The organism is Collinsella aerofaciens (assembly GCF_019131995.1).
Taxonomy (GTDB): domain Bacteria; phylum Actinomycetota; class Coriobacteriia; order Coriobacteriales; family Coriobacteriaceae; genus Collinsella; species Collinsella aerofaciens_S.
In genome coordinates this window covers 1-18431 of sequence record NZ_JAHONA010000026.1, presented here as the reverse complement: position 1 = coordinate 18431, position 18431 = coordinate 1, and the positions used below count along the sequence as shown (strand labels likewise).

19 protein-coding genes are annotated in these 18431 nt (G+C 60.9%); 8 read left to right on the top strand and 11 right to left on the bottom strand.

Annotation, left to right across the window (positions count from 1 at the left end; translation table 11 throughout):
* Positions 1–16: 16 nt before the first annotated feature.
* Positions 17–706, top strand: coding sequence for a DUF1015 family protein (locus tag KSY82_RS08185; protein ID WP_217750875.1), 690 nt, complete (start codon positions 17–19; stop codon positions 704–706).
* Between the two features lie 129 nt (positions 707–835).
* Here the strand turns inward: KSY82_RS08185 and KSY82_RS08180 are convergent, their stop codons facing one another.
* The 3 genes from KSY82_RS08180 to KSY82_RS08170 all read right to left on the bottom strand — a co-directional run bounded on the left by KSY82_RS08180 (position 836) and on the right by KSY82_RS08170 (position 2784).
* Positions 836–1471 carry a histidine phosphatase family protein gene (locus KSY82_RS08180; RefSeq protein WP_217750874.1) on the bottom strand — a complete coding sequence of 212 codons (636 nt, stop codon included), beginning with the start codon at positions 1469–1471 and terminating at the stop codon, positions 836–838.
* Between the two features lie 16 nt (positions 1472–1487).
* Complete coding sequence (locus tag KSY82_RS08175; RefSeq protein WP_217750873.1) at positions 1488–2030, bottom strand: histidine phosphatase family protein; 543 nt, start codon at positions 2028–2030, stop codon at positions 1488–1490.
* 82 nt (positions 2031–2112) lie between these two features.
* A complete protein-coding gene (locus tag KSY82_RS08170; RefSeq protein ID WP_217750872.1) occupies positions 2113–2784 on the bottom strand; it encodes a nitroreductase family protein in 672 nt (223 codons plus the stop codon).
* 235 nt (positions 2785–3019) lie between these two features.
* Here KSY82_RS08170 and KSY82_RS08165 point away from each other — a divergent pair, with 235 nt between their 5' ends.
* Both KSY82_RS08165 and KSY82_RS08160 read left to right on the top strand, forming a co-directional pair.
* A complete protein-coding gene (locus KSY82_RS08165; protein ID WP_035137275.1) occupies positions 3020–3622 on the top strand; it encodes an HdeD family acid-resistance protein in 603 nt (200 codons plus the stop codon).
* Positions 3623–4105: a YaiI/YqxD family protein gene (locus tag KSY82_RS08160; protein ID WP_006235439.1), complete on the top strand. Its 483-nt coding sequence runs from the start codon at positions 3623–3625 to the stop codon at positions 4103–4105.
* 106 nt (positions 4106–4211) lie between these two features.
* Here KSY82_RS08160 and KSY82_RS08155 read toward each other — a convergent pair whose 3' ends face one another.
* Entirely contained in the window at positions 4212–5300 is a 1089-nt protein-coding gene (locus tag KSY82_RS08155) for a putative manganese transporter (protein WP_217750871.1), read from the bottom strand.
* A 172-nt stretch (positions 5301–5472) separates the two neighbouring features.
* On the opposite strand from KSY82_RS08155, the gene KSY82_RS08150 reads away from it, so the two are divergent.
* The 5 genes from KSY82_RS08150 to KSY82_RS08130 all read left to right on the top strand — a co-directional run bounded on the left by KSY82_RS08150 (position 5473) and on the right by KSY82_RS08130 (position 11108).
* Complete coding sequence (locus KSY82_RS08150) at positions 5473–6441, top strand: 3'-5' exonuclease (protein ID WP_217750870.1); 969 nt, start codon at positions 5473–5475, stop codon at positions 6439–6441.
* A gap of 355 nt (positions 6442–6796) precedes the next feature.
* On the top strand, positions 6797–7987 hold the full coding sequence (locus tag KSY82_RS08145) for a putative endonuclease domain-containing protein (RefSeq protein ID WP_217750869.1): 1191 nt from the start codon (positions 6797–6799) through the stop codon (positions 7985–7987).
* Positions 7988–8407: 420 nt separating this feature from the next.
* Positions 8408–8773 carry an ArsR/SmtB family transcription factor gene (locus KSY82_RS08140; RefSeq protein WP_035137284.1) on the top strand — a complete coding sequence of 122 codons (366 nt, stop codon included), beginning with the start codon at positions 8408–8410 and terminating at the stop codon, positions 8771–8773.
* 63 nt (positions 8774–8836) lie between these two features.
* Entirely contained in the window at positions 8837–9055 is a 219-nt protein-coding gene (locus KSY82_RS08135; protein WP_035137286.1) for a cation transporter, read from the top strand.
* Positions 9056–9155: 100 nt separating this feature from the next.
* Complete coding sequence (locus tag KSY82_RS08130) at positions 9156–11108, top strand: heavy metal translocating P-type ATPase (protein WP_217750868.1); 1953 nt, start codon at positions 9156–9158, stop codon at positions 11106–11108.
* Positions 11109–11371: 263 nt separating this feature from the next.
* Here the strand turns inward: KSY82_RS08130 and KSY82_RS08125 are convergent, their stop codons facing one another.
* From KSY82_RS08125 to KSY82_RS08095, 7 genes are all read right to left on the bottom strand, one after another.
* The gene (locus KSY82_RS08125; RefSeq protein WP_217750867.1) at positions 11372–11761 is read right to left on the bottom strand and encodes a metal-dependent transcriptional regulator; all 390 of its coding nucleotides are present in this window, start codon (positions 11759–11761) and stop codon (positions 11372–11374) included.
* Positions 11762–11968: 207 nt separating this feature from the next.
* On the bottom strand, positions 11969–12739 hold the full coding sequence (locus tag KSY82_RS08120) for a Cof-type HAD-IIB family hydrolase (RefSeq protein ID WP_217750866.1): 771 nt from the start codon (positions 12737–12739) through the stop codon (positions 11969–11971).
* 6 nt (positions 12740–12745) lie between these two features.
* Positions 12746–14605, bottom strand: a complete 1860-nt coding sequence (locus tag KSY82_RS08115) for an ABC-F family ATP-binding cassette domain-containing protein (protein WP_217750865.1) — start codon at positions 14603–14605, stop codon at positions 12746–12748.
* 205 nt (positions 14606–14810) lie between these two features.
* A complete protein-coding gene (pstB, locus tag KSY82_RS08110; RefSeq protein ID WP_217750864.1) occupies positions 14811–15683 on the bottom strand; it encodes a phosphate ABC transporter ATP-binding protein PstB in 873 nt (290 codons plus the stop codon).
* Entirely contained in the window at positions 15680–16606 is a 927-nt protein-coding gene (gene pstA, locus KSY82_RS08105; protein ID WP_217750863.1) for a phosphate ABC transporter permease PstA, read from the bottom strand. The genes pstB and pstA overlap by 4 nt, the downstream gene beginning before the upstream one ends.
* Positions 16599–17507 carry a phosphate ABC transporter permease subunit PstC gene (gene pstC / locus KSY82_RS08100; protein WP_217750862.1) on the bottom strand — a complete coding sequence of 303 codons (909 nt, stop codon included), beginning with the start codon at positions 17505–17507 and terminating at the stop codon, positions 16599–16601. The genes pstA and pstC overlap by 8 nt, the downstream gene beginning before the upstream one ends.
* 25 nt (positions 17508–17532) lie before the next feature.
* Positions 17533–18431: phosphate ABC transporter substrate-binding protein (locus KSY82_RS08095; RefSeq protein ID WP_217750861.1), on the bottom strand; the 899-nt coding region annotated here is incomplete at its 5' end.

The following is an 18431-nucleotide window of genomic DNA, read 5'->3' as shown; positions in this document are numbered from 1 at the left end:
TGCGTTAGGACCGCCCATGAAAGCACTTCCGTTTCCCTGCATCCGCCCGGCTCAGGACCGCGTGCTCGAGGCGCTGCCTGCAATGGGCAGCATCCTGAGCGGCAACGATGCTCTGCGCGGAGCCATTGCCGATGGTCTGATGCTCAAGGACCCGGGTGCGGCGTATTACGTGTACGAATGCTCGGGCGAGCCGGGATGCGTGACGGGTGTCGTGGCGATTTGCCCGGTTAACGTGCTGACGGCTAGCGACGAGTCTGCCGCCGAGAGCGTCGACGCACTCGCCGCCGCGCGCGCGATCGCCGAGCTCAAGGTGCAGCCGCGCCCCGTGTCGCTCGCCTACGAGGCGTCGCCCGTCATGGACATCATCCTGGGCGCTGCCAAAGAGGGCGCCTCGCTCTACGCCGTCACCGATCCCGCGGGCATTACGCACCGCGTGTGGGAGGTCAAGCGCGAGGACGCTGTTGCCGCCATCCGTGCCATGCTCGATCAGGCGCCCAGTCCGGTGTTCGCCGGCGACTCCGCCTATGCCGCCGCGCTGGCTGGGGCATCTCAGCTCCTGGCCGACGATGTCCGTGCTGCCGGCACCTACACGGGCAAAGAGCCGTTCAACTTTGCCGTAGCTGTGCTCTTCCCCGCCGCGCAGGTCAGCGGCGCCGCGCCGCAGGTTCCGACGGGTCTGCTCACGCACCAGGTCGCGCGGTTCTAGCAAGACCAGACCGCCCGGCACAAAAATCGGCAGCTCAACAAACAGGGGGCGGAGATGCAGCAGGTACATGCATCTCCGCCCCTTTTGCGTCGAGAAGTTATGCCAGCGACCCGTGCCGCCACGCTCGCGTTATCCGCGCTGCGGACCTGCAGTAGCCACAAGCGGTTCAAGCCCCAGCTCGCACGCGTAATCCTCCTGCGTAAAGACTTCGACCAGCTCAAACGTGTCGGATTCGTCGTCAAACGCAAAGTGCAGCACCGAGCAGTTACCCGGCACGCGTTCGCGCTCGTCTGCCGCCGCGCCCCGCACGTGGTCCAAAAACTCCTTGATAGCCGAGCCGTGGCTCACCGCGAGCACGCACTCGTGGTCCGGACGTCGCATAAGCTCGGTCAGCGTCGCCACCATGCGCTCACGCACCTGCATCTGGCCCTCGCCGCCAAACTGACGATAGAAATCGCGCCACGGGCGCTCGGGCATAAGCATCACGCGCTCGGCCTCAAAGTCGCCAAAGAACCACTCGCGCAGACCGTCCAGGCGCTCGTACGCCAAGCCCGGCCACAGGTTGGCGATAGTCTGCTCGGTGCGATGAAGCGTGGAGGTGTAGGCATGATCGGGCTCAATGCCGCGCGCACGTAAAAACATGCCGGCGCGCGCCGCCTGGTCGCAACCCAACTGCGTAAGCGGCGAGTCACTCCACCCCTGAATGATGCGCTTAAGGTTGAATATCGTCTGTCCATGACGGACCAGATACAGATCTTTATTCATAGGGTCCTTTCGTTCGTTACCAACCCAAGAGCGAAAACGCCCCGTCGCAATAGCCAAAATGAAGCACGGCACCGTTGTCGGGTAGCTCTCCCTCGCCAGTCACATACTCAAGAAACTCCTGGCAGGAAGAGCCGTGGGAGACTGCCAGCACACAGTCGTGCTGCGGCCTGGCCATGATGTGGGACAGCGCCGCGACCATGCGCGACTGGAGCTCGCCTTCAGACTCGCCACCAAAGGCCACCGGATAATCACCCCAGGGCTGCGGCGGCATCTCGCGATTTGATGTGCCCTCCAGCGAGCCAAAATGCCACTCACGCAGGTCATCGACCAGCTCTATGGAACGGCCCTCGCCAACGATAAGCTCGGCCGTATGCCGCGCCCGGCCCAACGGCGAGGAATACACATGATCAAAGGCCACGCCACATGCCGCAAACGCCGTACGCGTCGCCAGCGCCTGCTCGCGCCCGCGCGCCGTAAGCGGCGAATCGTGCCAGCCCTGCAAAATGCTCTGCACATTGAGCTCAGTCTGCCCATGCCGCACCAAATACAGATCTGCCACACACCCTCCCCTCGTACCACCACCAAGGGGACAGGCACCTTTGTGGTGGTTTACCGTCTGATCACGCCGCGATGACGCTCAACTACACCAGCACGTCAGCGAGCGAACGCTTGGGTACGTGGTGCACCTGTGCCTCGTCGCGCCAATAATTGATGGAGCCGTCGGGGTTGGAATCGATCGCATCGATTACCTGCGTCTCGGCCGGAACGCCAAACGCCATGATCAGCTTGAGCTCATACTTGTCGTTATCGAGCCCCATGGCATCGATCGCGTGGGGCGTAAAGGCCTTGAACATGCAGGCAGCCACCTCGGGCGTGGCGCTGCGGGCGGCGAGCATCATCGTCTGCGCGGCAATGCCCGTGTCGACCTCGGTAATGGGAGCGGCGGGCTTGCCCGAAACGGCGCGCTCGGCCAGAATCGCGATGTAGCCGGTCGGGCGCTCGCCCTCGGCAGGACCCGGCCAATCCTTAAGCGCGCCGGCCCATGCGAGCTCGTCAAATACACGCGCGCAGTCCTCTGCACCGCTTACCACATGAAAACGCAGACGCTGAGCATTGGCACCACACGGAGCCAGGTGCGCCAGTTCCGCCAGCTCGAGCAAAAACTCGCGCGGCACGCGCATGGACTCGTCAAATCGGCGGCACGTGCGGGCGCGGCGGACCAGCGCGTCAAACGTGTCCAGGCCGAGCTTTTCGCAACCTTGCTTTGCCATCGACTCCGCGCTCGACGGCGCCGCGGGAACTGTTTCGTTCATAGGGACCCCCAATTTCGGGCAATTGTTCTTAGGAAAATCTAACCTAAAACGTAGGCAATAACGAACAGGGCCGCAATGTTCTACACCTGTTGAATAGAAAATCGCGACGTGGGGAACAACGGAAACAATTCGGGACCTTTGGGTTACGTGTCGCCCTCCCCGACCCATACGCCAGCGCCTTTAGGCGATACTGGTTGTAACAATCAAGGCTTACGCCGCACGGAAAGGAGACATTATGGGCATCTTCAAGAACGATGACCAAAAATCGAGCCAGTTTGGATTTGACGAGAAAAGCATGGCAGGCAAGGCCGTCAAGGCCGTGCGCTGGATTTACGCCATCACGGGCGTCTTGGCGCTCGTCGCCGGCATCGCACTGCTGTTTGCGCCCGCCAAGTCCCTCGTCTTCCTAACGACCGTCTTGGGCTTCTACTTTGTGATCACGGCCGCGATCAGGCTGTTTACCGCTGTTTTCGAGCCACTGCTGCCCACCGGCTGGCGCGTGACGAGCATCATCTCCAACCTACTCATTATCTTGGGCGGCGTCATAATCCTGCGCAACCAGGCCTTCTCGACCGCGACGCTCACCACGATGGTGGTTATCGTGGCCGGCTTTGGCTGGATTGTCGAAGGTGTCATGTCCATTCTGGAGTCCGAGCTTTCGTCCAACCGTGCCCTCGCCATCCTGAGCGGCGCACTTTCCATCATCGCCGGCATGTTCGTGTTTATCTATCCGCTGTGGTCGGCCAAGATGCTCGTTATCTTTAGCGGCGCCGCGCTGCTGGTGTTTGGCGTTACGCTGATTGTTCGCGCTATTCAATTTGGCAAACTGGTGCACTAGATGCCGCGAACGCTCTTTATTGATGCCGACGCCTGCCCGGTCACGCGCGAGTCAATTGATTGCGCGCGGCGGGCGGGCGTCGCCGTTGTTATCGCCGGCAACAGCACGCAAAACCTGGAACGGCACATTCGCCGCGACGACCCGCGTGATGCCGAGCACGCGCGACGCGGCTTTTGGGTCACGACGCTCGATGTGAGCGTGGGCGCCGACAGCGCCGACTTTGCCATTGTCGAACGCCTGCAGGCGGGCGACGTAGTCGTGACGCAGGACATTGGCTTGGCGAGCATGGTGCTCGGGCGCGATGCCGCCGCCATCGGTGTGCGCGGGCGCGTCTACGACAAAGCGACCATCGACATGCAGTTGTTTATTCGCCACGAGGAAAAGAAGGTGCGCCGCGCCGGCGGACGCACTCGCGGACCGGCGGCATTTACCAGCGAAGATCGCGCCCGCTTTAAACGCAACCTCACCGAGCTGCTGCGCTAACCAAGGTAGATTTTTGGGACATGCCTAAAAATCTACCTTTTTGTTTTGGCAGCGGGGAATGCCCTGGTCACAGGGGTAGATCGTAAGACATGTCCCAATAATCTACTTAAAGGCCAACGGCGGATAGGATGAGGCCCCAGCCGGCACCGATGACGTACATCATGATCAGGAACAGGACGTTTTCGCGGGCGCTGCGGTTGGTGCGGAACAGCACCAGGTAGCCCACACCAGCAGAGATGAGCGTGCCGGCGAGCATCGGGGCCAGCTGCAGCGCGCCTTCCAGGTACAGTTGTGTGATGACGACGCTGGCCGAGCAGTTGGGAATCAGGCCGACAAGCGCCGAACCCAGGACGGCGAGCGTCTCGTTGCCACGCAGGAACTGCTCGATCGCGGACTCGCCGAAGGTCTCGAGCACGGCGACCAGAATCAGCGTCACCAGAAAAATGAATACCGATACCTGCACGGTGTGCGAGATGGCGCTGCGAATAATCGACAGGAGGGGCGCGCCCTCGTGAGAGTGGGAGTGAACGTGGCCATCATGGTGTTCATGCTCGTCCTCATGACCGTGATCGTGGCCATGTCCGTGTTCGTGCTCGTCCTCGTCTTCATCGCAACCGCAATGGTCGCGCTCGCACAGCTCATGGATGTGATCGGCGCTCACGCCCGCCTCGGCCACCTCGTCGATGATGTCACCGCCGCTGTGGTCGTCATGCGCGCAGTTAACGTGCGCCGGATTGACAGTGGTCCCCAACACGGTACGACGAATCGCCGCATGCGCGCGGGCGTTGCGACGCAGACCGCGAATGGCGGCATCTACGATAAAGCCCGTGACCAGTGCGATCAGCGCTTTCGAAGCCAAAAGCATCGCCATAGTCTGCACGGGAACCTGCTCGGCAAGCAGCAGCGGCAGCATCTCGTCGGAGGTCGAAAGGAACACCGCCACCAACGTGCCCAAGGTCACGACACGACCGGCGTACAGCGTTGCCGCCATTGCCGAAAAGCCGCACTGCGGCACCATGCCCAGCAGCGAGCCAACCACGGGACCCGCGGCGCCGGCGCGCTTGATGGCCCCGTTAACGCGGTCGCCCGCGACGTGCTCCAAGGTCTCGAGGGCCAGATACGTCACCAACAAAAACGGCACCAGCGACAGCGTGTCCTTGCCGGCGTCGAACAAAATATCAATCAGCAAATCCATGACGGATGGAACCTTTCGTGTCTTTCGGCAGCATTGTAAAAGTCCTAGCGGTCAACTAGGGTATTGTAGTTGTCCTAGGCGCTATGCCAATAGTTGCCCATGGTAAACTATCATCTCGTCACATCTCAATGAACCCGAGCCGCACGGTGCGGCCCGTCCAAGGAGCAGTTATATGAACGTTTCACAAGCACTCGAATACGAGCGTCAGCCGTTTATCCCCATGTTTATCTATGGCGATCACGGTGCCATGGAATCCGAACGTCAGAAAGGCGAAGAGGCCCTCAAGGTGCTCGAGACCGAGTACTTTACCGCCGAGGGCGACCCCGGCTTCGACTTTGCCACCGTGCGCGACCTTGCCGATCGCAACCGCGACCTGTGCGACCAGATTGGCGAGGCGCGCCTGCGCAACGTGACGCCCGCGACGCTTTCGCGCGGCCTGTCCGACGCCGACACCTGCGCCGCCATCGGCAAGATGCAAAAGCGCACTGCCGCGTCCGTCATGCGCGAGATCCGCGGCGACCGCGACGCGCTCGGCGTCGCCTACGCTCGCAAGCCCATCCAAGGCACGGTGCTGGGCATCGACATCGAGACCACCGGTCGCGCGCCCGAGCGCGGCTACATCATCAACGTGGGCTGGGAAATCATGGAGCTCACCAGCGACGCCGTGCCGCATGACGCCGAGGCACACTACTGCGGCCTGCCCGACATCTATCGCGGCGAGGACGTGCCGCTGTCGAATATCCACCACATCACCTGGGACGACATCGACGGCAAAACGCCCTTCCGCGAGAACAAGGAACTGCAGAAGCAGCTGCTCAAGCTTATGAAGAAGTACCCGTACATGGCGCATAACGCCGCGTTCGAGGACAGCTGGTTCAAAATTCATCTGGACGGTTACGCCGAGGCATGCCGCGCCGGCAAGATCATCGTCATCGACTCGCGCCAGATCTGCCGCAGCCTGGATGCCGACGTCCGCTCGCTCCCCCGCGAATCCGCGCCCGCCGCGCTCGAGAACTGGGCGCGCCGCCGTGGAACCCTCGCCGCCGACGCCAACGAGCAGCACCTGGGCCTCGACGACACCGACCTCATGCTCCGCACCGTCCAAGCCGAGTTCAACCTCAAGAACCTATTCGCCAAGTAGAAACGCCTGCGACAAACCCCGGCGTAGATCACGAGCGGCCTCGCAGCGGGACCCCCCCCCCGCAGCGAGGCCGCCCTACGTTCCACAAATAAATCTGCCATCACAAATTCTGAACCCTCATTTTGAACGATTTCGGCCAATTCCCGACACGTAATTCGTTATCGGATGGTGATGCATCACTATCAAATGTGCGGCAGTTGAGTAGTTATATGCTATAGCTAAGCTGCGAAAACTTTTATCTAGGGCATACCAACTCATAATTGCGTCAAGTTTTTGGACAGCATTTGGTTAGACCTCTAAAACGACTTTTTCACTCAGCGCCATCAACACGGCATTAGCTGACACGATATATACCATGAGTATCGTATTGTCACATACCACTGCAAAAGCGGTCTACCAGGCCGCGCATTCGGTGTCTGCGAAAGGCATCGAGTCCTGTAACCCTGCCGCGATTTACGGATCATGTCCCACCGGAACGCTCCTTGACGCAGCCGCAGAATGGCTCACCAAACATGATGTTTCCCTCGACGCAAATGATTCCCTCGAGGTGATGGTGTTTCATCGCAGGAATGCGCGCTATGCAATGAACTGTCAATGCCACGTTTCTTCAAAACGATTCTCGAACTCACGCTTTATAGAGCTCAAAGATGGCATCTTCATTGTTGGCGTTGAGCTTTGCGCACTTCAGGCCGCCACCTATCTCCCTTTTCGCGAACTGGTGGAGTACTACTTTGAATTGTGCAGCGCTTACTCCCTTGGAACCGACTCTTCCACCTCCTATACCGAGCGTTTCGCGCTCACCTCGACCGAGAGGTTAAAGCAGTTCTTTAATTCCATTACCAGATGCGACGGTTTGGCCCTTGCCCGAAAGGCGATCCAATGTGTACGCGACGGATGCCGGTCTCCCATGGAAACGGCATTTGTCATGATGCTAACGCTGCCCAAAAGCGAAGGAGGGCTTGGTATTAAGGGAATTGAGACCGATTACGAGGTGCAGGTCACCGCCGCCGCAAAGAATCTCACGAGACGCAAAAAATTCTTTATGGATGCGTATCTAAAGAAATCTCGCACAGACATTGAATACAACGGTTTTTATCATGACGCGGAAGAAGACCGCGCCATCGATGAGGAACGCAAGAATGCGCTTGCGTCCATGGGATACGGAATCATCACCGTCAGCCGTTATTCCTTTATGCATGCCAGCTCTTTCGTTAGGGTCATGGAAGCAATCCAGCGGAAAGAGGGCGTACGCCCCTCGCGTCTACCAAAAGACTTTCAAATCATGCAAGAGGACCTGAGACAGTTTGTGCTCAGAAGGTTTATAGAAGAGAAAAGGCGAATTCAGAAGCAGCTTCGCCAGGATTCCGAAGAGCGCCAACGAATCGACCTCGAAAAAGCAACGCTCGAAGGCATCACGCTGGATGACCCGACAATTAATGAAGTTCTGGCAATCGATGACATGCAGACTGTCGAATCCGACAGCCCATCATTTGCCCAAACAAGCAGCCTCGCGCCCGAGGGCAGGATCTTCGGGGCCGGAAGCTAGACCGGCTAACAAGGTGGGTACCCTAGCGATGTGCAAAATTGCGAGTATTCAGCAGGGTCGGGTGTCTATCACCCTCGAGTGGATCCAAATGTGGAGCGAAATCACTCTTGCGTGAGAGCGTTAGGCAACATTTGAGGAAGAACTCATCGGATTAACACCCTAAGATAACTCTTGAACTGCATTATATGACCTGCAATAAATTAGCGGACCCCCTATAGTTGCAGAATACTCCATTTTTTGCACGGCACGAGGGTACCCACCTTGGCATCGACTATCAAAAAACGCTCAGTCCGGGATCTCGTCCACTATTCCCCATCATTTTGTACAACGAATTACCTGAACGTCATTGACATATGAACATGCACTCATATAATCGAAAGTAAATTATATGAGCGCATGTTCATATGAAAGGATATTGCAATGAGCATCCGCGTTGATGAAACGAAACTCGACATCGAGGCCACCGAACCCGCGATCCCGACCACCTGCTCGCCCGAGGACCTTCCCGACGAGGAGCTTCTCTACGACCTCGCCGACCTGTTCAAGGTCTTCAGCGACACCACGCGCATCAAGATCCTCTATGCCCTCATGGGCCGCGAGCTCTGCGTGGCAGACATCGCCGAAGCGACCGAAACCTCGCAGTCCGCGGTTTCGCACCAGCTGCGCACACTCAAGCAGTCGCACCTGGTTAAATTCCGGCGCGACGGGCGCAATATCCTCTACTCGCTCGCCGACGACCACGTCTACACCATGCTCAACCAAGGCATGAGCCACATCTGCGAATAGCGACCAACCACGGTACCAGCGCGGCCTGCACCCAAGCCGCAAATACAGAGAAAGGAACCCACCATGAAAAAGCAGTTTAAACTCGACGAGATCGACTGCGCCAACTGCGCGCGTGAGCTTCAGGACGAGCTGGCCAAGCTCGAGGGCGTCAAATCCGTGTCCGTCAACTTTATGACCCAGAAGCTGACGCTCGAGGCTGATGATGCTGAGTTCGACGAGGTGCTCAACCGCGTTGTAGAGTTTACGGCCGACGCCGAGCCGGACTGCGAGATCATTCTCTAGCCCAGGTTTACGCCAACCTGCAAGGCCGCGATTGCCGCTGCCTTTGCTCGCGAAATTATATGAGCGAGTGTTCATACATTCAAATGGGAGGATACGAGTCATGGCCACCGCCGACCCCAAGAAGAAAAAGAAGAAGCGCAAGAAGAAAGAGTCACTCGAGCATAAGCGCAACCGCATCCTGGTAGCGCTGGGCATTTTTGCCGTGGTGTACGCCCTCGATGAGTTCGGCACCCTCACCGCCGCATTCGGTACCCCGGGCGACATCTACGCCAGCTTTATGCTGTTCCTCATACCGTTTTTGATTGCCGGCTACGACGTGCTGCAAAAGGCATTCAATAACATCCGCCGCGGCAAGGCCTTCGACGAGAGTTTCCTTATGGCAGTCGCGACCATCGGCGCGTTTGCCATGGTGCTCTTCCCCGATACCGACCCGCACATGGCCGAAGGCGCCGCCGTCATGCTGTTCTACCAGGTCGGCGAGCTGTTTCAGGCGTACGCCGTGGGCAAGAGCCGCAAGTCGATCAGTGCCATGATGGACATCGCACCCGACTACGCCAACGTCGAGCAACCCGACGGCACGCTCGAACAGGTCTTCCCCGATGACATCGCCGTCGGCACCGTGATTGTGGTCAAGCCCGGCGAGCGCGTGCCCATCGACGGCGTCATCGTCGAAGGCGAAACCCAGCTCGACACCGCCGCCCTTACCGGTGAGTCGGTCCCCCGCCCGGCCAAAACCGGAGACGATATCATCAGCGGCTGCATCAACATGACGGGGCTCATCCACGTGCGCACCACCAAGCCCTTTGGCGAGTCCACCGTCGCGCGCGTCCTGGAGCTCGTAGAAAACGCCAGCGAAAAGAAGGCGCGCACCGAGAACTTCATCACGCGCTTTGCCCGCATCTACACGCCCGCCGTCACCGGCGCTGCCGCGGTACTCGCGCTCGGCGGCGGCTTGGTCACCGGCGCCTGGTCCGACTGGATCCTGCGCGGCCTGACTTTCCTGGTCGTCAGCTGCCCGTGCGCGCTCGTGATCAGCGTCCCGCTCAGCTTCTTTGGCGGCATCGGCGGCGCGTCCAAGCTGGGCGTTCTCATCAAGGGTTCTAACTACCTCGAGACGCTCGCCGACGTGGACACCGTCGTCTTTGACAAGACGGGCACCCTCACCAACGGCACGTTCTCGGTGGTCGCGGTACACCCCGAGGCCGGCTATACCGAGCAGTCGTTGCTCGAAGTCGCAGCCCTTGCTGAGTCGTTCTCCGATCACCCCATCGCGCAGTCCGTACGTGTCGCCTACCAGGGCGAGGTCGACCCCAAGCGCGTTAGCAACTCCGCCAACGACGCGGGCCACGGCGTGACGGCAACCATCGACGGCAAGCACGTCGTCGTTGGCAACGCAAAGATGCTCGCCGCGGCCGGAGTCGAAGCGCCCGATTGCGAGGTCGTCGGCACCATCCTCCACGTGCTAGTCGATGGCATCTATGCCGGCCACATTGTAATTGCCGACACCATAAAGGCCGATGCAGAGCAGACGATCCGCGACCTGCACGCCGCCGGCGTCAAGCGCACCGTCATGCTCACGGGCGACCGCGAGGAAGTGGCTGCTGCGGTGGCCAAGCGGCTGGGGCTCGACGAGTTCCACGCGCAGCTGCTGCCGGGCGACAAGGTCGAACGTGTTGAAGCGCTGCTCGCGGCCGAATCGGGCAAGGGCAAGCTCGCCTTTGTCGGCGACGGCATCAACGATGCGCCCGTGCTCACCCGCGCAGACGTTGGCATTGCCATGGGCGCTATGGGTTCCGACGCCGCGATTGAGGCCGCCGACGTGGTGCTCATGGACGACAAACCGTCCAACATCTCCCGCGCGATCCGCGTGGCGCGCAAGACCATGTCGATTGTTTGGCAGAACATCATCTTTGCGCTGGGCGTTAAGCTGCTGATCCTTGTGCTGGCAGCGCTGGGCATCGCCAACATGTGGCTTGCCGTGTTCGGCGACGTAGGAGTGGCGATCATCGCCATCCTGAACGCCATGCGCGCGATGGGTGTCAAGAACCTGTAGCGTCCGTAGTCCCTCCGGCCGGGGTCGGGCTTGGTTTTGAAAACGTCCTCGACCAATGAAGTGCCCCCGTTCTGCTCCTTCGGAGCTACGAACGGGGGCACTTCTGGTCTGCGGAATGTTTTCAAAACCAAGCCCGGCCCCGGCCTGCGGTAACGTTGCTGGCGGTTCTTGGGCATCGCTTGCTGGTGGGGTTCCTTGTCTGAGTTGGACTTAGTTGGTGGGACCACTCGTCTCGGTCGCTGTCCCGCGCCGCTGCGGGAGTGCTAGTCGGTCATTATTGGCGCCGAAGCACCGTCCCGTCCCAGCATCGCCCTCAGCTTCTCGAAGCTTTCCTCGCTTAGGCAGTGCTCCATGTGGCAGCCCTCTTGCGACGCGACCTCAGCCGAAACACCCGCATCCTCCAGCAGCCCCACGAAAAAGCAGTGACGCTCCCACATTTGGCGCGCGACCTCCAGACCACGCTCCGTCAGATGAACGTCGCGCTTGCCCATTTCGACATAGCCGTTGCTTTCCAGCGTCGCCATGGCCTTGGAAACGCTCGCCTTGGTTACGCCGAGGTGCTCCGCAACGTCGATCGAGCGCACGATGCCCTGACGTTCCGACAGAACGTAGATCGATTCGAGATAGTCTTCTCCGGATTCACGTAGGGCCATGGGCCGCCTTTCGCGATGATTGCTAGTTAGCCTTTGGATACTTTTCACAGCTTACTTTACCGCAAAAGTTGCCCATGTCTTACTACTTTGCCTAAAAGTTAGCCGTGTTTCACAAAACGTGCGGGACGAAAACAAAATGGGGACGCCCCGCAAGGAGTGTCCCCAGGTGCCGGCAGATAAGGAACGTCCCCAAGTGCCGAGCCGCAGCTATAACAGTCCAAAGTACTTCGCGGCGTTGTAGATGCCGTCGTCGTCTACGGCGGTCGTAACGTAGGTCGCTGCGGCCTTCACGGTATCCTGCGCGTTGCCCATTGCCACACTTGTGCCCACGGCCGAGAACATCGACAGGTCGTTCTCGCCGTCGCCAAAGGCGATCGCCTCGCTTGCATCGATTCCCAGGCGCTCCAGCGTCGCTGCCACGCCCAGGTTCTTACCGCCGTTGGCCGGAATAATATCGCAGAACAGATCACACCAGCGCGTAGTGAGCGAATGCGACACCGCATCGGTCACGATATGCTCGTCGGCCGGGTCCACAAAGGCGCAGAACTGGTAAACCGGCGCATCGAAGGCATGGTCAAACGGCTCCTCGTGGTAGACGATTCCCGCATTGCTGCCGGCAGTCACCACGCGCTCGGACAGGCGGTTCACAAACGAGTTCTCGCCCTGCATGCACAGCGAGTCATAGCGCCCCTGCGCCACCTGGTCCACAATCACCGCAACGTCGTCCGGGTCAATCGGGCAGCTACGGTAGACGCCCTCGGCATCAAAGCAGTGCTGGCCCGAAAGCGTAATGTACGCATCCCAACCCAAGTTGAACAGCCAATCAGGCATCTGGTAGGTCGGGCGACCCGTGGCAATCACGCACGCAATCCCCTGCTCGTGAAAGCTGTCGAGCACCTGCTGCGCCGACGCCGGAATCCGGTGGGTCTTAAAGCTCAGCAGCGTGCCGTCGATATCGAAAAACGCGGCCCTGATCATCCTCGCCTACTCCTCGCCCTCGAGCTTTTCGCTCGCCTCGAGCCACGCCATCTCCAGCTCGTCCATGGCGGCGTGGGCCTCGTCGATCTTTGCCTGCTGCTCGCCAAGCGCCGTGTAGTTGGTGGGATCGACCTGAGCCATGGCGGCCTCGGCCTCCTCCACGCGGGCATGCTGCGTTTCCATCTTGCGCTCGAGCGAGCTCACCTCGCGGCGGAGCTTCTGGCGCTCGGCGTTGGAAAGGCCATTGGGCTGCTCGCTCGTCTTGGGCTTTTCGGCCGCAACCGCTGCGGCGCCGGTGTCGAACGTGCCGGTCTTAGCGCTCGGCGCACCCACGGGCTCGCCCTCGGCGGTGGCGTTGCACAGGCGCAGGTACTGGTCGACGCCGCCGGGCATATGCGTCAAGTGGCCGTCGAGCAGCGCCCACTGCTGGTCGGTCACGCGCTCCATCAAAAAGCGGTCGTGTGTCACCAGAATCAGCGTGCCCGGCCAGCCGTCGAGCAGGTCCTCGACAATCGCCAGCATGTCGGTATCCAGGTCGTTGCCCGGCTCGTCCAGGATAAGCACGTTGGGCTCGTCCAGGATCGTCAGCAGCAGCGACAGGCGACGGCGCTGACCGCCCGAAAGGTCGCCGATGCGGCTCCAGAGCTGCTGCGTCGTAAAGCCCAGGCGCTCGCAAAGCTTCTCGGGGGAGGTCTCCTTGCCGTCGATGACGTAATACTTCTTATAGTTGCTCAACACCTCGCGGATCGTGTCGCCCATGTAGGGCTCGAGCTCCTCGAGTTGCTGCGACAGCACGCCAAAGCGCACCGTCTGGCCGATCTTCACGCGGCCGCGCAGGGGCGCGATCTTGCCCTGAATCACGTCAAGCAGTGTAGACTTGCCGGCGCCGTTCTCGCCCAGCAGACCATAGCGGTCGCCCGCACCGATGAGCCAGGTCACGTCGGAGAGTACCTGCTTGGGCGCGCCGCCGGCATCCGCATAGCCGGCGTCCACGTCGACCACATCGATGACCTGCTTGCCCAGGCGGCTCACGGCCAGGCGCTTGAGCTCCAGCTCGTCGCGCACGGGCGGCACGTCGGCGATCAGCTCGCGAGCAGCATCCACGCGAAACTTGGGCTTGGTGGAACGAGCCTGGGCGCCGCGGCTCAGCCATGCGAGCTCCTTGCGCGCCATGTTGCGGCGGCGCTCCTCGGTGACGGCGGCCATGCGGTCGCGCTCCACGCGCTGCAGGATGTAGGCCGAGTAGCCGCCCTCGAAGGGATCGACCTGGCCGTCGTGGACTTCCCACATACTGGTGCAGACCTCGTCCAAGAACCAGCGGTCGTGCGTGACCACGAGCATCGCGCCCTGACCGCGCTGCCAGCGGGCCTTTAAGTGGCGTGCGAGCCAGTTGATGGTACGCATGTCCAGGTGATTGGTGGGCTCGTCGAGCATGAGCACGTCGTAGTCGCCGATCAGCAGGCGCGCGAGGTCCACGCGGCGGCGCTGGCCGCCCGAAAGCTCGCCCACCGCGCCCTCCCAGGGCACATCGCTAATAAGACCGGCCAGAATCTGGCGCGTACGCGGACTCGACGCCCACTCATACTCGGGCGTGTCGCCCACAACGGCATGATGCACGGTATCGGTGTCGACAAGCTGGTCCTTTTGGCCGAGCAGGCCGATCGTCGTGCCGCGACGGTGCGTCACGCGCCCGTCATCGGGCTCCAGCGTGCCGGCGAGCACGCTCAGCAGCGTCGACTTGCCGTCGCCGTTTTTGCCGACAATACCAATGCGGTCGCCCTCGCCCACGCCGAGCGTCACGCTATCGAAAATATGCTTGGTGGGAAACTCTAGGCTGACGGAATCGCATCCCAAAAGAATCGCCATATGCCCTGCTCCTTCGTAGAAATTCAACGTTGTCCATGATAGCAGCGAGCCCCACCCCAAACCACCACGAAGGCGCCTGTCCCCTTTGTGGCGGTCGTTTCGGTCGCAGAGCAAAAAGGCGGGCCATCTCCCAAAAGAGATGACCCGCCTCTCCAATCAGTCCCGTGACAACCGTGGCCGCCGCGGGCCTCAAGCATGTCCCGGACTAGGAGAACATGCCGGTGAGGTAATCATTCAGCCGCTTATCCTTGGGCCGTTGGAAAATCTCGTCGGTCTCGTCGTACTCGACCATATCGCCCATGTAGAAGAACGCCGTGCGGTTGGACACGCGCGACGCCTGCTCCATGTTGTGCGTCACGATGACGATGGCGCGCTCGGCCACAATCGACGACATAAGGTCCTCGATCGCCAACGTCGAGATGGGGTCGAGCGCCGAGCAGGGCTCGTCGAACAAAATCACGTCGGGGTTGAGTGCCAGCGTGCGCGCGATGCACAGACGCTGCTGCTGGCCGCCCGAAAGCGCGCAGGCGCTCTTGTCGAGCTTGTCCTTGACCTCGTCCCACAGCGCCGCACCACGCAGGCTTTCCTCGACCATGCGATCAAGCTCGTCGCGGTCGGTAATGCCGTGACGCTTTGGCGCAAACGTGATGTTGTCGCGAATGGACTTGCGGAAAGGGTTGGGCTGCTGGAACACCATGCCAATGGAGCGACGCAGCTCGTAGGTGTTTTCGGCCTTGGTGTTCACGTTGCGCCCGCGGTAGTTGATCTCGCCCTCCACGCGGCAGCCGCGAATCTCGCGGTTCATAAGGTTGAGGCTGCGCAAAAAGGTCGACTTACCGCAGCCCGAAGGCCCGATGAGTGCCGTGATCTCGCCCTTGTGAAAGTCGAGCGACGTGTCGTGTAGCGCATGGTGGTCGCCATAGTACACGTTGACGTCCTTGGTGAAGAGCACGACCTCGTCGCTCACGGCCTTGCCACTCACGCGAACACGCCTTTCGCTCTCCCCCACGCTCGACAGGAAGTCCTGGGTGTCGGACGATGCCGCTTCGGTTGCGGGCGTTACATTCATCTCGCTCATTCGGCCGTCATCTTCCTTGCCAGTTGCTTGCCCACAATGCGGGCGATTACGTTAAACAACAGCACGCAAATCATCAGCAGCGCCGCGGTGCCCCAGACGATCTGCTGGGCCTCGGGGCTGCCCTCGCCATAGATCTTGTAGATATGCACGGCGAGCGACTCGCCAGGGCGGAACACGTTCCAGGCACAGGTGGGGCTCGACAGGTTAAAGCTCAAGAAGTTCAGGCGAACCGGCGAGCTCATGCCCGAGGTAAAGAGCAGCGCCGCGGCCTCGCCAAACACGCGGCCGGCCGAAAGCACGATGCCGGTCACGATGGCGGGCATGGCCTCGGGGATCAGGATGTGCAGCGTGGCCTCCCAGCGGGTGAGGCCCATGGCCAGGCACGCATCGCGCTGGGCCTGCGGCACGTCCTCGAGCGCCTGCTGGATCACGCGCACCAGGATGGGGATGTTGAACATGGTGAGCGCGACGGCGCCGGAGATGATGGAGTACTTCCAGCCCAGCTGCACCGAGAACACCAGAAAACCGAACATGCCGACAACGATGGAAGGCAGCGAGGACAGCGTCTCGATGGCGGTGGAGGCAATGTCGCGGACGGGTCCGTCGGGTGCGTACTCAACCAAAAAGACCGCGCCACCCAGGCTGATGGGCACCGAGATGATCAGGGTGATCAGCAGCAGGTAGAACGAGTCGAACAGCTGGTAGAGCACGCCGCCCTGCGTTCCGTTGGCGCGCGACGGCTCCGTGAGAAAGCCCGGCTGGAACAGCGTCGAGATGCCCTCGAACAGGATATAGGCCACCATGGAGACGACGATGAGCATGACGATGGCGACGATCGCCGTCAACACGCCCGTGGCGATGCGGTCCTGTTTTTGGACGCGCCCGAGTCTCGCCTCGTCGATATGAATGCGCGTGCTAGCCACGAGCCTTTACCCCCTTGCGGCCGATAAGGTGGATGATCAGGATAAAGATGAGGCTCATGCCCATCAGCAGCAGACCGAGCGCCCACAGAACATCGTCCTGGGCCGAGCCCTCGGCATAGACCGCCATGGACGTGGTGAGCGTGGTGGTGATGGTCGAGGCCGGCGACAGCAGCGACGTCGGCATGGCCTCGATACCGCCGATAACCATACGCACGGCGAGCGTCTCGCCAAAGGCACGGGTCATACCAAGGATGACCGCGGTCATGAGCGACGGCATGGCGGACTTGAGCACCACGTGCCAGATAGTCTGCCAGCGGGTGTAGCCCAGTGCGAGCGAGCCCTGACGGTAGCTGTCGGGCACGGCGCGCAGACCATCGACCGAAAGGGTGGTCATGGTCGGCAGGATCATGACGGCCAGCACGATGGCGCCGGGCAGGATGCCCAGGCCCGTGCTCACGTGGAAAACGCTCTTCATAAGGCCGACGACCACGTGAAAGCCGATGAGGCCAAAGACGACCGAGGGAATGCCGGTCAAAAGCTCAATAAGCGGCTGAAAGACCTTGGAGCCAAACTTAGGCTGGATCTCGACCGCAAAGATGGCAGAGCCGATGGCGATGGGCAATGCGATGAGCGTGGAGAGCACCATGACCGCAAACGAGGTGACGATCAGGGGCAGGGCGCCGGTATAGGGCAGGCCGTTTTCGGCTGTGTTGGCCAGGTCCCACTTGGTGCCGGTGAAGAACTCGACGACCGAAACGCCGTCCTTGAGAAAAGCCGAGAGGCCCTTTTGGGCGACCATAAAGATGAGCGCGGCAACGACAAGCGTCACGAGCGCTACGCACGCGCCCGTGACGCCCAGGCCCACGTTCTCAAGGTCGCGCTTTGGCAGCTGTTTTGCCATTGCAAACCTTTCCGGGGGCGATTACTTATTTAGCAGAGACCTTGCCGCTGGCGTCCTTGACGACCTTCATGGCAGAGACGGGAATAAAGCCCTGCTCCTCGACGAGCTTGCCCTGGACGTCGTCGGAAAGCATGAACTCCAGGAAGGCCTTGGTGGCCTCGTCGGCGTCCTTGGAGCAGTACATGTGCTCGGTCGCCCAGATCTTGAAGGAGTCGTCGGTGACATTCTTGCTCTTGGGCTCGACGCCCTCGACCTTGATGGCGTTGAACTTGGAGTCATCGAAGTGCGAGAAGTCCAGGTAGGAGATGGCGTTGTCGGTGCTGGCCATCTGAGTCTGGACATCGCCGGACTTGTCGAGCTCGGCGTCGCCCTTAAAGTCGACGGCCTCGTCGCCAAAGACGGCGGCCCCAAAGGTAGCGCGGGTACCGGAGCCGGCCTTGCGGTTGAGGACGACGATGGTGGCGTCGTCGCCGCCGACCTCCTTCCAGTTGGTGATCTGGCCGGAGAAGATGCCCTTGAGCTGCTCGAAGGACAGATCGTCGACCGTCACGTTCTTGGAGACGACGGGGCCCATGCCCACGACGGCGACCTCGTGGTCGACGAGGTTCTTGACCTGATCGGCCTCGAGCTTGGACTCGGCGAAGACGTCGGAGTTACCGATGGTGACGGTGCCGGCGGCAACAGCGGTAAGGCCCTTGCCCGAACCGTTGCCCGAACCGGAGATGGAGACGTCGGGGTTGGCATCCATGAACTTCTCGGCAGCAGCCTCGACGAGAGCCTGGAACGAGGAGGCACCGTCGTAGGTCACCTCACCGGAGACGGACTCGGCAGCAGCGGCGCTACCCTTGTCGGCAGCGTTGGAAGCGCCTGCGCCCGCCGGCACGCTCGTCGTCGTCGACCAGTTCCGCAACATAGGGTCCCTCG

Excerpts from the sequence above, each read along its gene's own strand:
- KSY82_RS08130 (WP_217750868.1), top strand. The coding sequence starts at position 9,156 with ATGGCCACCGCCGACCCCAAGAAGAAAAAGAAGAAGCGCAAGAAGAAA.
- KSY82_RS08150 (WP_217750870.1), top strand. The coding sequence starts at position 5,473 with ATGAACGTTTCACAAGCACTCGAATACGAGCGTCAGCCGTTTATCCCC.
- KSY82_RS08120 (WP_217750866.1), bottom strand. The coding sequence starts at position 12,739 with ATGATCAGGGCCGCGTTTTTCGATATCGACGGCACGCTGCTGAGCTTT.
- KSY82_RS08185 (WP_217750875.1), top strand. The coding sequence starts at position 17 with ATGAAAGCACTTCCGTTTCCCTGCATCCGCCCGGCTCAGGACCGCGTG.
- KSY82_RS08165 (WP_035137275.1), top strand. The coding sequence starts at position 3,020 with ATGGGCATCTTCAAGAACGATGACCAAAAATCGAGCCAGTTTGGATTT.
- KSY82_RS08160 (WP_006235439.1), top strand. The coding sequence starts at position 3,623 with ATGCCGCGAACGCTCTTTATTGATGCCGACGCCTGCCCGGTCACGCGC.
- KSY82_RS08145 (WP_217750869.1), top strand. The coding sequence starts at position 6,797 with ATGAGTATCGTATTGTCACATACCACTGCAAAAGCGGTCTACCAGGCC.
- KSY82_RS08170 (WP_217750872.1), bottom strand. The coding sequence starts at position 2,784 with ATGAACGAAACAGTTCCCGCGGCGCCGTCGAGCGCGGAGTCGATGGCA.
- KSY82_RS08115 (WP_217750865.1), bottom strand. The coding sequence starts at position 14,605 with ATGGCGATTCTTTTGGGATGCGATTCCGTCAGCCTAGAGTTTCCCACC.
- KSY82_RS08140 (WP_035137284.1), top strand. The coding sequence starts at position 8,408 with ATGAGCATCCGCGTTGATGAAACGAAACTCGACATCGAGGCCACCGAA.
- pstB (WP_217750864.1), bottom strand. The coding sequence starts at position 15,683 with ATGAGCGAGATGAATGTAACGCCCGCAACCGAAGCGGCATCGTCCGAC.
- pstC (WP_217750862.1), bottom strand. The coding sequence starts at position 17,507 with ATGGCAAAACAGCTGCCAAAGCGCGACCTTGAGAACGTGGGCCTGGGC.
- KSY82_RS08135 (WP_035137286.1), top strand. The coding sequence starts at position 8,837 with ATGAAAAAGCAGTTTAAACTCGACGAGATCGACTGCGCCAACTGCGCG.
- KSY82_RS08180 (WP_217750874.1), bottom strand. The coding sequence starts at position 1,471 with ATGAATAAAGATCTGTATCTGGTCCGTCATGGACAGACGATATTCAAC.
- KSY82_RS08125 (WP_217750867.1), bottom strand. The coding sequence starts at position 11,761 with ATGGCCCTACGTGAATCCGGAGAAGACTATCTCGAATCGATCTACGTT.
- KSY82_RS08155 (WP_217750871.1), bottom strand. The coding sequence starts at position 5,300 with ATGGATTTGCTGATTGATATTTTGTTCGACGCCGGCAAGGACACGCTG.